The sequence below is a fragment of the Roseateles sp. genome, assembly GCF_965229315.1.
Lineage (GTDB): Bacteria > Pseudomonadota > Gammaproteobacteria > Burkholderiales > Burkholderiaceae_C > Pelomonas.
Genome location: NZ_CBDDJA010000002.1, coordinates 1,114,914 through 1,128,986, shown reverse-complemented (window position 1 = coordinate 1,128,986; position 14,073 = coordinate 1,114,914). Strand labels below are relative to the sequence as shown.

Annotated in this window: 11 protein-coding genes; 2 read left to right on the top strand and 9 right to left on the bottom strand. The window is 71.7% G+C overall.

Features of this window, described 5'->3' with window-relative positions:
* Nucleotide 1: 1 nt before the first annotated feature.
* The 5 genes from ACO07H_RS09990 to ACO07H_RS09970 form a co-directional block, all read right to left on the bottom strand.
* Nucleotides 2-1,054 carry a uroporphyrinogen-III C-methyltransferase gene (locus tag ACO07H_RS09990; RefSeq protein WP_422013622.1) on the bottom strand — a complete coding sequence of 351 codons (1,053 nt, stop codon included), beginning with the start codon at nt 1,052-1,054 and terminating at the stop codon, nt 2-4.
* Between the two features lie 113 nt (nt 1,055-1,167).
* Nucleotides 1,168-1,941, bottom strand: a complete 774-nt coding sequence (locus tag ACO07H_RS09985) for a uroporphyrinogen-III synthase (protein WP_422013620.1) — start codon at nt 1,939-1,941, stop codon at nt 1,168-1,170.
* Entirely contained in the window at nt 1,938-2,876 is a 939-nt protein-coding gene (gene hemC / locus ACO07H_RS09980; protein WP_422013618.1) for a hydroxymethylbilane synthase, read from the bottom strand. The genes ACO07H_RS09985 and hemC overlap by 4 nt, the downstream gene beginning before the upstream one ends.
* Before the next feature lie 49 nt (nt 2,877-2,925).
* Nucleotides 2,926-3,612, bottom strand: coding sequence for a response regulator (locus ACO07H_RS09975; RefSeq protein WP_422013616.1), 687 nt, complete (start codon nt 3,610-3,612; stop codon nt 2,926-2,928).
* Nucleotides 3,612-5,048, bottom strand: coding sequence for an ATP-binding protein (locus tag ACO07H_RS09970; RefSeq protein ID WP_422013614.1), 1,437 nt, complete (start codon nt 5,046-5,048; stop codon nt 3,612-3,614). The genes ACO07H_RS09975 and ACO07H_RS09970 overlap by 1 nt, the downstream gene beginning before the upstream one ends.
* A 249-nt stretch (nt 5,049-5,297) precedes the next feature.
* On the opposite strand from ACO07H_RS09970, the gene ppc reads away from it, so the two are divergent.
* The gene (gene ppc / locus ACO07H_RS09965) at nt 5,298-8,099 is read left to right on the top strand and encodes a phosphoenolpyruvate carboxylase (RefSeq protein WP_422013612.1); all 2,802 of its coding nucleotides are present in this window, start codon (nt 5,298-5,300) and stop codon (nt 8,097-8,099) included.
* 141 nt (nt 8,100-8,240) lie between these two features.
* Here ppc and ACO07H_RS09960 read toward each other — a convergent pair whose 3' ends face one another.
* From ACO07H_RS09960 to ACO07H_RS09945, 4 genes are all read right to left on the bottom strand, one after another.
* Nucleotides 8,241-9,305, bottom strand: coding sequence for a glycine zipper 2TM domain-containing protein (locus tag ACO07H_RS09960; protein ID WP_422013610.1), 1,065 nt, complete (start codon nt 9,303-9,305; stop codon nt 8,241-8,243).
* Between the two features lie 105 nt (nt 9,306-9,410).
* On the bottom strand, nt 9,411-10,463 hold the full coding sequence (locus ACO07H_RS09955) for a hypothetical protein (protein ID WP_422013608.1): 1,053 nt from the start codon (nt 10,461-10,463) through the stop codon (nt 9,411-9,413).
* A gap of 198 nt (nt 10,464-10,661) precedes the next feature.
* Nucleotides 10,662-11,483, bottom strand: a complete 822-nt coding sequence (locus ACO07H_RS09950) for a LytR/AlgR family response regulator transcription factor (protein ID WP_422013606.1) — start codon at nt 11,481-11,483, stop codon at nt 10,662-10,664.
* Nucleotides 11,480-12,589, bottom strand: a complete 1,110-nt coding sequence (locus ACO07H_RS09945; protein WP_422013604.1) for a sensor histidine kinase — start codon at nt 12,587-12,589, stop codon at nt 11,480-11,482. The genes ACO07H_RS09950 and ACO07H_RS09945 overlap by 4 nt, the downstream gene beginning before the upstream one ends.
* A 69-nt stretch (nt 12,590-12,658) precedes the next feature.
* Here ACO07H_RS09945 and argH point away from each other — a divergent pair, with 69 nt between their 5' ends.
* Entirely contained in the window at nt 12,659-14,056 is a 1,398-nt protein-coding gene (gene argH / locus ACO07H_RS09940) for an argininosuccinate lyase (protein WP_422013602.1), read from the top strand.
* Nucleotides 14,057-14,073: the final 17 nt, after the last annotated feature.

Below are 14,073 nucleotides of genomic sequence, written 5' to 3'. Positions count from 1 at the left end.
CTCAACGTCCCGCAGCGGCCGCCGTCAGCGCCGCCAGCGTGTCATCGGGCCGCGGCACGCTGACCTGGCGGGCCTGGCCGGCCACCTGGCGCAGCAGCTCCGCCGCACCGGTCACCTTGCGCGAGCGCGTGTCAAAGTAGCGGTTCAGCATCTCCTGGCTGTCGCGCAGGTCGGACTGGGCGGTGTCGAACTGGCGGCTCAGCAGCGCCAGGCGGGCGTTCAGCAGGCGCAGCTTCAGGTTCTCGCGCAGGAAGAAGCTCTGGTCGGGCGAGATCAGCGCGGCTTCCGGGTGGTCGATGCGCGTCACACGCAGCAGCGTCTTGGCCTCGCCCCAGATGATGCCGGTCCACGCCGACAACTGCTGCGAGGCCTGCCACCACCACAGCGACAGCTTGCCATCCACCGCCGCGGCTGCCTGCTCGCGCTGCAGTTTCAGCGCGCGCTCGCGCTCCTTGGCGGCATCGCCGTTGCGCTCGTCGCGCGGCTTGGGTGCGGCTTCGCTGCCCGACACCAGCGGCAGCTCGTCGGCCATGCGCACGACCTCGTCGAGCTTGATGGTCAGCGTGGACACATCCACCACGGCCACCGCGCGGACGCGGTCCAGGTCGCGCACGACGGCGCGGCGCACGCCTTCCATGCGCGGCTGCTTGTAACGCTGCAGGCGCTCGTCGGCCTGCTTCAGCGCGGCCACCAGCGGTTCGGCGCTGCCGGTGATCTGCGTCTGCTGCAGCGCCACGCGCAGCGCCGCCTCGATGTCGCCCACGACGTTCTCGTCGCGCGAGCGGGACATGGACTGGATCAGGTCTTCCAGCTGGCCGCGTTGCAGCGCGACCTCGGCCAGGCGCGCTTCCAGCAGCGACACCTTGGCGGCGGTATCGCGCACGAGGTCGCCCGACTGCTTGGCCGCGAGGCGCGCCTCGGTGGACTGGGCCTGGCTGGCCTCCTGGCGACGCACCAGCTCCTGCTCCAGCGACTGCTGGCGCGACAGGCTTTGCCAGGCCAGGACCACGCCCAGCAGCACGGCAGCGCCCAGCAGCGCAAGCAGCCAGGGCAACCAGGCCGGCAAGGCGGCGGCAGCGGATGGGGACGGCGGGGTGGCGACAGGTTCGGCCGCTGGGGCCGGCGCCGGGACGGGGGATAGCGGCTCACTCACAGCGCTTGATTCTGTCAGAGGGCTTTCAGCGCCCGAGCCACCGCTTCGGGGTCCGGTCGCGCCAAAACCACAGGATCGAAACCCGCAGACCGCGCGGCCTCGGCAATGCGGGGGTGCGTGGCGATGCCGCACTGGCCGGCCAGGGCCAGCCCGCGCAGGTGGCCGATGGCCTCCGCGCTGCTGAACAGCCACGCATAGCGGGACGGCGCGGCGAGCACATCGGCCAGCAAGGCGGCCTCGGCCGGCTCGAAGCCAGGTGCGGCGCGGTGATAGACCGTCACCGCATCGACATGCGCACCAGACTCGGCCAGCCGTTCGGCCAGCCATTCGCGCCCGCCGTCGCCGCGCAGCAGCAGCACGCGCGCGCCCGCCCAGTCGCGCCGGGGCGCCAGTTGCGACCACAGGTGCTCGGAATCCAGGCTGGCCGCATCGGCGGCCGGCTGCACGACCTGCGCCAGCGGCACGCCGTGCGCCACGAGCGCCTGCGCGCTGCCCGGGCCGACGCAGGCCGCCAGCGTGTCGGCGGGCCACGGCGCGGCGCCGGCCTGCGCAAAGAACTGCTCCACCGCGTTCGGACTGACGAAGACCGCCAGGTCAGCCGCGGGCAGCGCCGCCCAGGCCGCGGCCACGGCACCGCGGTCGCGGGCCGGCAGGATCTCGATGAGCGGCAAGGCCGCGGCTGGCACGCCCAGCGCCGCCAGCCGCGCCAGCCAGGCCGCGCACTGCGGCCGCGGGCGCGTGACCAGCAGGGTCCGACGAGCCCCTTCGGGCGGCCGAGCGGCGGTCATCCGGGCAGGTACGAGCCCGCGCCCAGCTCGCGCAGCCGCTCGGCGGCCTGCTGCCCCAGCGCCCGGGCCGCGGCCACGCCCCCCGCCTTGACAGGCAGGTCGGCCGCCACGCTGGCGCGCAGCAGCGGCGACGTGTGGATCTCGGCATGGCCCAGTGCGGCATCCAGGCACAGCGTCGCGCCCTGCCAGTGCGCATGCGCCGCCAGCGGCAGGCTGCAGCTGCCGCCCAACGCGCGGGACACGGCGCGCTCGGCCTCGCAGGCCAGCAGCGTGGGCAGGTGCGTGAGGCGCGCCAGCGAGGCGGCGAGCGCCTCGTCGTCGGCACGGATCTCGATGCCCAGCGCGCCCTGGCCGGCGCAGGGCAGCATCTGGTCCACGGCGAAAAGGCTGCGCACGCGGCCCGCCATGCCCAGGCGCTTCAGGCCGGCCGCCGCGAGCACGATGGCGTGGTAACCGCCCTCGTCGAGCTTGCGCAGCCGCGTGTCGAGGTTGCCGCGCAACGGCTCCACGCGCAGATCCGGGCGCAGGCTCAGCAGCTGCGTCACGCGGCGCAGGCTGGAGCTGCCGATCACCGCACCTTCGGGCAGCTCGGCGACGGACGCGTAGTCGCCGGACACGAAGGCATCGCGCGGGTCCTCGCGCTCCAGCACCGCCGCGAGCACGAAGCCCTCGGGCAGCTCCATCGGCACGTCCTTCAGCGAATGCACGGCGAGCTGGGCCCGGCCTTCGGCGAGTGCCGCTTCGAGCTCCTTCACGAACAAGCCCTTGCCGCCAACCTTGGACAGCGCCCGGTCAAGGATCTGGTCGCCACGCGTCGTCATGCCGAGCAGTTCGGCCCGCAGCCCGAGTTCGTCGCGCAGCCGGGCCTGCACATGCTCGGCCTGCCACAGGGCGAGGCGGCTTTCACGCGTGGCAATGGTGATGGGGGTGGTCATGCCCCCGATTATTAGGCCCGCCGCACGATGCACCGCCGGGACGCAGCACTCATGCGTCCAGCCGGTACCCCACGCCGTAGACCGCCGTGATGCATTCCTGCGGCGGGTCCAGCGCGGCGAGCTTGCGGCGGATGTTCTTCACGTGGCTGTCGACGACGCGGTCGGACACGTCGCGGAAATCCTCGTGGATCAGGTCCAGCAGCTGCGCGCGCTCGAACACGCGGCCCGGGTGCTGCAGCAGGTGGCGCAGCAGGCGGAACTCCACCGGCGTCAGCGACAGCACCTGGTCCTGCCAGACGATGCGCTGCCCCGCCTCGTCGATGGCGAAGCCGCCGGCCGCCGGCAACAGCGTCGCGGGCGCGAGCCGGCCCTGCGCGCGGCGCAGCAGCGACTTCACGCGCGCCACCAGCTCGCGCGGGCTGAACGGCTTGCAGACGTAGTCGTCCGCGCCCAGCTCCAACCCCAGCAGCCGGTCCAGTTCTTCCACGCGGGCGCTGCAGATGACGATGGGCACGTCGCTGAAGGCACGCACCGCGCGGCAGACCTCCAGGCCGTCCATGCCCGGCAGCATCACGTCCAGCAGCACGGCGGACGGCATGGGGTCGGCCTTGAGCCGGTGCAGCGCCTCGCGACCGTCCGCCAGCCACTCGGTGCGGTAGCCACCGGCCTGCAGGTAGTCGCGCACCAGCGCGGCGAGCTTGGGCTCGTCTTCGACGATGAGGATGAGGTCGCCCATCAGCGGTGTCCTTCCTGTTGCAGCGGCAGTGTGAGCACCATGGCCACGCCGCCCAGCGGCGAGGCCTCGGCCTGCAACCGACCGCCATGCGCCTGCGCGATGGCCCGCGCGATCGCCAGGCCCAGGCCCGAGCCGCCGAAGGCCCGGCTGCGCGACGGGTCGGCGCGGTACAGGGGGTCGAACAGCCGGTCCAGGTCGGCCTCGGGCACGCCGGGCGGCGTGTCGTCCAGGCGGATCTCGATGGCCTCGCCCAGCGAGCGCGCCGCCACCTGCATCCGGCCGGGCACCGCGGTGTAGCGCAGGCTGTTCTCCAGCAGGTTGGCGAGCAGTTGCGAGATACGCGTGGCGTCCCAGCAGGCGGTGGGCAGCGACGGCGGCACGTCGACGGTGATGACCAACCCGGCGGCCCGGGCGCGCGGCGCCACGCGCTCGATAGCCGCCTGCAGCAAGGCCGCCGGCGCGACCGGGTCGAAGTCATGCGGCAGCGCGCGCAGCTCCGACGTGGCGAGCTGGTGGAAGTCCTCCACCAGGCGCGACAGCCGCTTGATCTCCTCCTGCAGCGACGCCAGCGCCGCGCCATCCAGCGGCCGGATGCCGTCCACCATCGCCTCCACCTCGCCGCGCAGCACGGCCAGCGGCGTGCGCAGCTCGTGGGACAGCTCGGCGATCCAGCGCCGCCGGCTGGTCTCCAGCCGCTGCAGCGACTCGGCCATCACGTTGATGTCCGCCTGCAGCCCGACGATCTCGCTGGCACCGCCGCCGTCGCGCGGGCGCGGCAGGCGCACGTCCAGCTCGCCGGCCGCGATGCGCCGGGCCGCGGCCTGCGCCTGGGCCAGCGGCCGCGACCAGCGCACCGCCAGCAGCCGCGCCACCACCAGCGCCACGACGAGCACGCCGCCCGCCACCACGGCCAGGCCCAGGTACTGCCGGCGCAGGAAGTTCGCGTCCACGCCCTCCGCCGGCCCCGCGCGCTCGGCCACGCGCAGCACCGCCACCGTCCGGCCGTCGACCTTGACGTCGCGCGCCTGGCTGGCACGGCCCAGCATGTCGCGCCGTCCCGCCAGCAGCGCCGCCCCGTCCGCGGACAGCACCATCACGCGCGCACCGAAGTTGGCCGGGTCGCGCCGCGGTGGCGGTGGCCCATCGCGGTGCAGTTCGGGCGGTGGCGGCTCGTCCAGCGACACGCCGCGCGCCGACATGCGCGAGGCCTCCAGCCATTCACGCAACACCGGCCGCCAGTCCTGCGGCGGGGCGTCGCGCCGCGACAGGTCGCGCTCGGCAGCCTCGGCCAGCCGCACCAGGCGCTCGCCGTCCTGGGCCTGCAGGTAGTCCGAGAAGCCCTCACGCAGATTCCAGCCGACCAGCCCGGCCACGGCCGCGACGGACGCCAGCGCGGTGGCGATGAGGAGCAGCGAGAGCTGGTGGACGAAGCGCATGCGCGCATCTTGCCGCCCAACTGTGGAGGCCGCCTCCACAGTTGCTGCAGGCGAACGCACGGCGCCGTACTTTCGCAACGTGCGCTTCGCGGCGGTCGAAGCACGTTGCCGCCGCCGAGTGCAGCGCCGTTCATGAACCGTGTTGCAAGGGGTTGCCGGAAGTGAGCCCGGAGGAAGAAACTGCTAGAGTCAGATTCTGGTAACTCAGTTACCTAACCCGCCGCAAATCCCCTCCTTGGACGACCCGCCATGCCCTCACGAGCCGCCCCTGCCCGCCGCCCAGCCGTCGAAGCGAAAGTCGACAAGAACGAGCCGCTGCTGGCCGACATCCGGCTGCTCGGCCGCATCCTCGGCGAGGTGATCCGCGAACAGGAGGGGCGCGAGGCCTACGAGCTGGTCGAGCGCATCCGCCAGCTGTCGGTGGCCTACCGGCACAAGCATGACAAGGAGGCCGGCAAGCGCTTCGACAAGCTGCTCAAGGGCCTGTCCGGCGAGCAGGCCGTCAGCGTCATCCGTGCGTTCAGCTATTTCTCGCACCTGGCCAACATCGCCGAGGACCGCCACCACGTCCGCCGCCGCGAGGTGCACGAGCGCGCCGGCAGCGTGCAGCCCGGCTCGCTGGCCTACTGCCTGGACCACCTGCACGACGCCGGCATCCGCCCGGCCGAGATCGCCGAGGTGCTGCAGCGCGGCTTCATCTCGCCGGTGCTGACGGCCCACCCGACCGAGGTGCAGCGCAAGAGCATCCTGGACGCCGAGCGCGCCATTGCCGGCCTGCTGGAATCGCGCGACCGCGCCGGCACGGAGCGCGAGCTGCGCGACACCGAGGCGCTGCTGCGCGCCCGCATCACGCAGCTGTGGCAGACCCGCATGCTGCGCTACTCCAAGCTGACGGTGGCCGACGAGATCGAGAATGCACTGTCGTACTACCAGTCCACCTTCCTGCGCCAGATCCCCAAGCTCTACGCCGAGCTGGAAGAGCACCTGCCCGGCGCGACGCTGCCGGCCTTCCTGCGCATGGGCAACTGGATAGGCGGCGACCGCGACGGCAACCCCAACGTCGGCGCCGCGACGCTGCGCCAGGCGATGAAGCGCCAATCCGAGGTGGCGCTGCGCCACTACCTGACCGAGCTGCACGAGCTGGGTGCGGACCTGTCCATCTCGCTGCGGCTGACCGGTGTGTCGCCCGACATGCAGACCCTGGCCGAGCGCAGCCCCGACCAGAACGTGCACCGCCTGGACGAGCCCTACCGCCGCGCGCTGACCGGCATGTACGCCCGCCTGGCCGCCACGCTGCACGAGCTGACCGGCACCGAGGCGCTGCGCCATGCCGTCGCACCGCAGGACCCCTACCGCGATTCGGGCGAACTGCTAGCGGACCTGCGCACCATCGAGGCGTCGCTGAAGGGCCACCACGCCGAGGCGCTGGTCGCGCCGCGCCTGGGGCCGCTGATCCGCGCGGTGCAGGTGTTCGGCTTCCACCTCGCGACGCTGGACCTGCGCCAGAGCAGCGACCAGCACGAGGCGGTCATCGCCGAACTGCTGGCCACGGCGCGCATCGAGGCCGACTACTCGGCACTGGACGAGGCGGCCAAGCGCACGCTGCTGCTGGGCCTGCTGAACGACGCGCGCCCGCTGCGCGTCATCGGCGCGAGCTATTCGGACAAGACGCTGTTCGAGATCGCCACCTTCGAAGCCGCCCGCGAGGCGCTGGCCCGCTTCGGCCGGCAGGCGCTGCGGCACTACATCATCAGCCACACGGAGTCGGTGTCGGACCTGCTAGAGGTGGCGCTGCTGCTCAAAGAGACCGGCTTGCTGCGCGGGGTGCTCTCCGAACAAGCCATCAGCGACCTCATCATCGTGCCGCTGTTCGAGACCATCGGCGACCTGCGCATCGCGCCTGAGATCATGGGCGAGTTCTACGCGCTGCCCGGCGTGCGCGGCCTGATCGACCGCAGCGGCGCCGAGCAGGACATCATGCTGGGCTACTCGGACAGCAACAAGGACGGCGGCATGTTCACGTCGTCCTGGGAGCTGTACCGCGCCGAGATCGCCCTCGTCGAGCTGTTCGACCGACTGCGCGAGCAGGGGCCGCTGACGTTGCGCCTGTTCCATGGCCGCGGCGGCACCGTGGGCCGCGGCGGCGGCCCCAGCTACCAGGCCATCCTGGCCCAGCCCCCGGGCACCGTGAACGGCCAGATCCGCCTGACCGAGCAGGGCGAGGTTATCGCCTCCAAGTACGCCCACCCGGAGATCGGCCGGCGCAACCTGGAGACGCTGGTGGCCGCCACGCTGGAGGCCACGCTGCTGCACCCGACGCAGAGCGCGCCCAAGAGCTTCCTGCAGGCCGCGCAGGCGCTATCGGACGCGAGCTTCGCAGCCTACCGCGGCCTCGTCTACGACACGCCGGGCTTTGCCGACTACTTCTTCGCCAGCACACCCATCCGCGAGATCGCGGAACTCAACATCGGCTCGCGGCCCGCGTCACGCAAGGCCACGCGCGCCATCGAAGACCTGCGCGCCATCCCCTGGGGCTTCTCCTGGGGCCAGGCGCGCGTGGCGCTGCCCGGCTGGTGCGGCTTCGGCTCGGGCATCGAGACCTTCCTCGGCGACGAGCCCGCGCAGCGCGCCAAGCACCTGAAGCTGCTCAAGCGCATGCTCAAGGACTGGCCGTTCTTCCGCGCGGTGCTGTCCAACCTCGACATGGTGCTGGCCAAGACGGACCTGACGCTGGCCGAGCGCTACGTGGAGCTGGTGGAAGACAAGAAGCTGGGCAAGCGCATCTTCGCGGCGATCCGCGCCGAGTTCGACCGCACGCAGGCCGCGCTCAGCCTCATCACCGGCGAAGACACCCGCCTGGCCGCCAACCCGTCGCTGGCGCGCTCCATCGAGCACCGCTTCCCGTACATCGACCCGCTGAACCACCTGCAGGTGGAGCTGATGCGCCGCTACCGCCGCATCGCCGACGACGACCCGGCGATGGAGCGCGTGCAGCGCGGCATCCACCTGTCGATCAACGGCATTGCGGCGGGCCTGCGCAATACAGGCTGACCGGACATTGATTGGCGGGCCGAGCGACGGGCCGCTCCCTAGCCGGCCCGCGCTGGCGATGTGCTTGCCGGTCGAACCGGCAAGCATCGCCGTCCCCTCGGGGGACCGACCAACGTACCCGTTGGACGAGGGGCTAACAGTTCAGCGACGCTCCAACGCGTCGCCGACCACCCGCACGGCATCGCCGTTGCGGAACGGCGGCGGATCCGCATACACCACGGTGCGCTGCGTGCCGTCGTTCATGCGCACCAGCACCTCGTACTGCGTGCGCTGGCTGTTGCGCTTCTGGATCTCTCGGCCCAGCAGCGCACCGCCCACCGCGCCGGCCACGCCGGCGGCCGTGCGGCCATCGCCCTTGCCGAACTGGCTGCCCACCACGGCGCCCAGCACGCCACCGGCCACCGTGCCCAGCACGCGGCCGTCACCGTCCACCGTCACCGCATTGACCGACTGCACGACAGCGCAGTCCGGGCACGGCGGCGGGCCGCGGCGGGAACTGACGTTCACGCGCTCATAGGCGTTCGCCATCGTCGAGCGCACGGTGTTGTTGCCCACGCGCAGTTGCGCGACGAGCGGCTGCTCGGTGTCCACCCAGGCGCCCTGCGGCAGCACGTAGGTGCCGGAGTACTCGCCCGGGCGCACCTCGTCCAGCACGATGTTGCGCGACTGGCTGCCCTGCAGTTGCACCGACGCCTGGCCGCCCGGCGTGCCACGCACCGTGTAGCGCAACGCCTCCACACGGCCCGGCTCGCGCGAGACGGCGACCGACTGGATGGCCGGCGCCTGCGCGGCCGCCGCCTGGCTGGGCCAGCCCGCCTGCAAGGCCTCGCCCAGCACGGCCGTGGCGACACGGTTGTCGCGCCGCAGGTTGGCGTGCACGCGCGACTCCGGCCCGATGCGATCCTGGCGGCTCACCGTGTAGCTGCCCTGGTAGCGGCCCGGCGTCGTCTCGGCCAGCTGCACCGTGCGGCGGCCGCCGTCGATCTGCACCAGCACCGTCGCACCCGCCGTGCCCCAGACGGTGAAGTTGAGGTCGACGCCCGGCTCCAGCCGGTCCACCTGCTCCACGTCGAAGCCCGTCACGCGCAGCGGCGCGGGGGCCGTCTGGCGGCTGCCCTGGGCTGACGCGGCGTCGGCCAGGAACGGCGGCACGGCCGCCAGCAGGCAGGCCATGAGGGTGGCGGAAAGATGCATCGAGGGCTTCATGGCGCACTCCGTTATAGGGATGGCGCACAGCCTAGGCCGGGCGTGTGACGGCAGCTATCGGTTCCAGGGAGGCGTGGGGGTAGGCGCGGGCCTACAGCGTGCGGTTCAGCGGGGTGCGAAGGCTGCGGCCTCTCTTTTCGCCTCGGTGGTGTACGCACGCACGCCATGGCGTACCAGTTTCAGATAGTGCTGGCCCATGCGCTGGACATTCGCGCAGGTGGGCTCCTGCACCATGCCGAGCATCGCGGCTTCGAGCACCGCCCTGACGCGGTTCAATTCCTCGTCCGAGATGGCCTGGGGACTGTGGGGCAGGCCCAGTCGCTCCTCCAGCACATGCAGCTTTCTCGCATCATCCGGCGCGAATGTCATGCCCGGCATGCGACGCGCGGCCTGCTCGCACAGCTGACGACGGTTGGCATCCTTCAACATGTCGGCCCTGCAGGCCTGCTCGATGTCGGCCGACTCGCCGTCGCTCAGGCCGGCGTCGAAGCCCATCACCATCGTCATCACCATGGCATCGTCCGGGGTCGGTTCGTCGCCGAACATGGGCGCTGTCACCGCGCCTACCAGCGCCGTGCGCACCGGGCGCCAGTCGCGCCGGCCCAGCTGGTGCAACGCTTCGGCGGCACCCTGCGCATCCTTGCGCCCCATGCTTTCATTCAGCCGCACCAGCCAGGGCCAGGCGTCGTTGTCATCCAGGGCTTCCAGCCTGCCGAGGCTCAACGAGTCGCAGGCCGTGGGCTCGGGCCCGGACTCGGGCAACGGCGCCATCTCGCCACCGCTGACCGCAGCAGCATCGCGATACTTGCGCAGCATGGGCAAAGCTTGGCGCAGGTTCGCGTTCTTGCGGCAGGCGCGCAGCGCGATCCGATAGGCATCGGCATCGCTGCCCGAAACCGCCAGCAGAGCCGCCTGCTGCACGTCGTCCCGCAACACGGCGGCGGCCACGCGCTGGGCCTGTGTGCCGGCATCCAGCCGTCGAGCCAGATCGGACAAGCCCTGCTGGACCCGCTTGTCCATGGCCTGCATCCATGCCGGCGTGGGCTCGCCCTCGGGCGGCCCCAGCTCGCTGCGCCTCACCTTGCCAATGCCGCAGACCTCGACGAATTCCTTGTCCGGCGGCGCAGCGGCACGCACCGGCGGCACGACGGCCGCCACGGCGACGACCGCACTGGGCGCACTGGCGGGCGGCATCGGCAGCGGTGCCGCAACGACGGCAGGCATTGGCGCAACGGGCGCCAGCGGCGTCTCGCGCGGCATCAGCCACCACGCCAGCGCCCCGGCCACCAGCACCGCCGCTCCGGCGACCGCCCAGCGTACGGCGCGCCTCATGAACGGATCCGCAGCGTCATGCGGTCACCGCCCCTGCCCCGCCAACGCCTCGCGCACCGCGGCCACCTGGCGCCGCGACACGGCCAGCCATTCGTCGACGTGCACGACGCGCACGGCCCAACTGTCGGCCGCCTCGCCATCGCCGCCGTCCAGCTCGCCGAAGTTCGTCGGCGCATGCCGCTGCAGCTCGCGCACGGCCCAGCGGGCCACCAGCGCATTGCGGTGCACGCGCAGGAAGCGCTCGCCGAAGCGCTGCTCCAGGTCCGACAGCGCGCCGTCCATCACATGCGTCTCGCCCGCCGTGCGCAGCGTCAGGTACTTCAGCTCGGCCTTGAAGTACAGCACCTCGGCCAGCGGCACGCGCAGCACGCGGCCGCGGTCGCTCAGCGCGATGAAGTCCGCGGCGGCGTCCGAGGCCACCGGCTGGTCGGCCGGCTGCTGCGCCTGGGCCGCAGCGCGCTCGGCCAGGCGCTGCGCCGCGCGCGCCAGCGCGGCTTGCAGGCGCTCGCGGCGCACGGGCTTGGTGAGGTAGTCCAGCGCCTCCAGCTCGAAGGCGCGCACCGCGTGCATGGCATGCGCCGTCACGAAGATGATCAGCGGCGCCGGCACGCCCGGCGGGCGCTGGGCCAGGCCGTCGGCGAACTGCAGGCCGTCGGCGCCAGGCATCTGCACGTCCAGCAGCACGACGTCGCAGCCATGCTCGCGCAGCCAGGTGGCAGCCTGGGAGCCGGTGGCGGCCTCGGCGACGACCTCGCAGCGCGGCTCCTGGATGGCGTCGATGAGGCCGCGCAGCCGCAGCCTGGCCAGAGGTTCGTCGTCGACGATGAAAACGCGCAGCGAGGTCATAACGGCACGAGTATGCGCAAGAAAAAGCGGCTGTCACTGGCGTCGATGTCAAAACGCGCCGCGACGTCGTGCATCAGCTTCAGCCGCTGCCGCACGTTGCGCAGTGCCAGGCCATGGCCGGTGGTGCGTGCCGGCGCACCGACGGTGTTGATGATGCGGATCTCGACCTCGGCCCCGCGCCGCACGGTGGTCACCTCCAGTTCGCCCCCCTCGTCATTGGGCTCCACGCCGTGGCGCACGGCGTTCTCCACCAGCGGCTGCAGCAGCAGCGGCGGCACGCGCGCGCCATCGGCCTCGGGGTCCAGGTGCCAGACGACACGCAGCCGCCTGCCGAAGCGGATTTGCTCGATGGCGAGGTAGCGCTTGGCCAGCTCCACCTCCTCGGCCAGCGTGACGGACTCGGCCGCGTCGGCCAGCGCGACGCGGAACAGCTCGGCCAGGTCCTCCAGCACGCCCTCGGCGCGTGCCGGGTCGATCTGCACCAGCGCGATGGCGCTGTTCAACGTGTTGAACAGGAAATGCGGCCGGATGCGCGACTGCAGTTCCACGAGCTGGGCCAACGCGTCGGCCGGGCGCTGCGTGTGTTCGCGCAGCTTCAGCCAGGCCAGCAGCATGGCCGCACCGCTGGCGCCGGCCGCGGCGATGCTGAACAGCCGCCAGGCGCCGGGCGGCTCGTCGCTCGTCAGGCTCAACAGCCCGAAACCCAGCAGCGCGGCGACCGCCCCCAGCCCGGGCAGCGCCAGCCATTGCGCGGGCTCGGGCAGCCGCGGCCAAAGCCGCTTGGCCGCGCAGACGACCAGCAGCCAGGACAGCACGGCGAACATCGTCACGACCGTGCCGTTGGCGGTCAGCGTGACCCACTGCCCGGCGTCGCGCGCGATCAGCGCCGCGCCCAGCGCCAGCAGCATCTGCACGCCCAGCACGGCCCGCAGCACCAGGCCCACGTGGCAGACGTCGAAGGCGCGGGTCGGGTCCAGCAGCGGCACGGTGCTCAGCGCCGGCAGCGCGGGCAGTTCGGTCGGCGCGAAGCCCAGCCACTGGCTGACCTGGATGGAGTCTTGCCAGACGCTGTGTCGGGGCTCGGCGCGGCGCTTGAAGAAGGGCATGGGGCTGGGTCGCGTCCGATAATCGGGGGCTGCGCCGCATTTTGCGCGTCTCCTGCCGTGATTCTTCCCATGTCCGACAACCAACTCGCCAACAAATCCCAAGCCTGGTCCGCGCTGTTTTCCGAGCCGATGAGCGATCTGGTCAAGCGCTACACGGCCAGCGTCGACTTCGACCAGCGCCTGTGGCGGGCCGACATCGCCGGCAGCCTGGCCCACGCGGAGATGCTGGCCGCGCAGGGCATCCTCAGCGCCGAGGACCATGCCGCCATCCAGCGCGGCCTGAACGAGATCGCCGCCGAGATCGAGGCCGGCCAGTTTGAGTGGAAGCTGGACCTGGAGGACGTGCACCTGAACATCGAGGCACGGCTGACCGAGCGCGTGGGTATCGCCGGCAAGCGCCTGCACACCGGCCGCAGCCGCAACGACCAGGTGGCCACCGACGTGCGGCTGTGGCTGCGCGGCGAGATCGACGAGATCGGCGCGCTGCTCAAGGCGCTGCAAAGCGTGATGGTCGAGAAGGCCAGCGAGCATGCGGACGTGATCCTCCCCGGCTTCACGCATCTGCAGGTGGCGCAGCCGGTCAGCTTCGGCCACCACCTGCTGGCCTATGTGGAGATGTTCGCCCGCGATGCCGAGCGCATGGCTGACACCCGCAAGCGCGTGAACCGCCTGCCGCTGGGCGCGGCCGCACTGGCCGGCACCAGCTACCCGCTGGACCGCGAGCGCGTCGCCAGGACGCTGGGCATGGAGGGCGTATGCCAGAACAGCCTGGACGCCGTCAGCGACCGGGACTTCGCCATCGAATTCAGTGCAGCCGCCACGCTGGTCATGCTGCACATCTCGCGGCTGTCGGAGGAGCTGATCCTGTGGATGAGCCAGAACTTCGGCTTCATCGCGCTGCCCGATGCGTTCTGCACCGGATCAAGCATCATGCCGCAGAAGAAGAACCCGGACGTGCCCGAGCTGGCGCGCGGCAAGACGGGCCGCGTCGTGGGCCATCTGATGGGTCTGGTGACCTTGATGAAGGGCCAGCCGCTGGCCTACAACAAGGACAACCAGGAGGACAAGGAACCCTTGTTCGACACGGTCGACACCTTGAAGGACACGCTGCGCATCTTTGCCGACATGCTGGCCGGCCTGACCGTCAAGCCCGACGCCATGCGCGCTGCCGCGCTGAAGGGCCACGCGACCGCGACCGATCTGGCCGACTACCTTGTCAAGAAGGGTGTCGCCTTCCGCGACGCGCATGAGGTCGTTGCGCATGCGGTGAAGACGGCGACGGCCCAGGGCGTGGACCTGGCGGCGTTGTCGCTGGACGAACTGAAGGCGTTCGACGCGCGCGTCGAGGCGGATGTGTTCGACGTGCTGTCACTCGAAGGTTCACTGAACGCCCGCAATGTGCTGGGCGGCACCGCGCCGGCGCAGGTGCGAGCCCAAGTCGAACGCCACCGCGCTCGCCTGGCTTGAGCCCTGTCAAGACACCT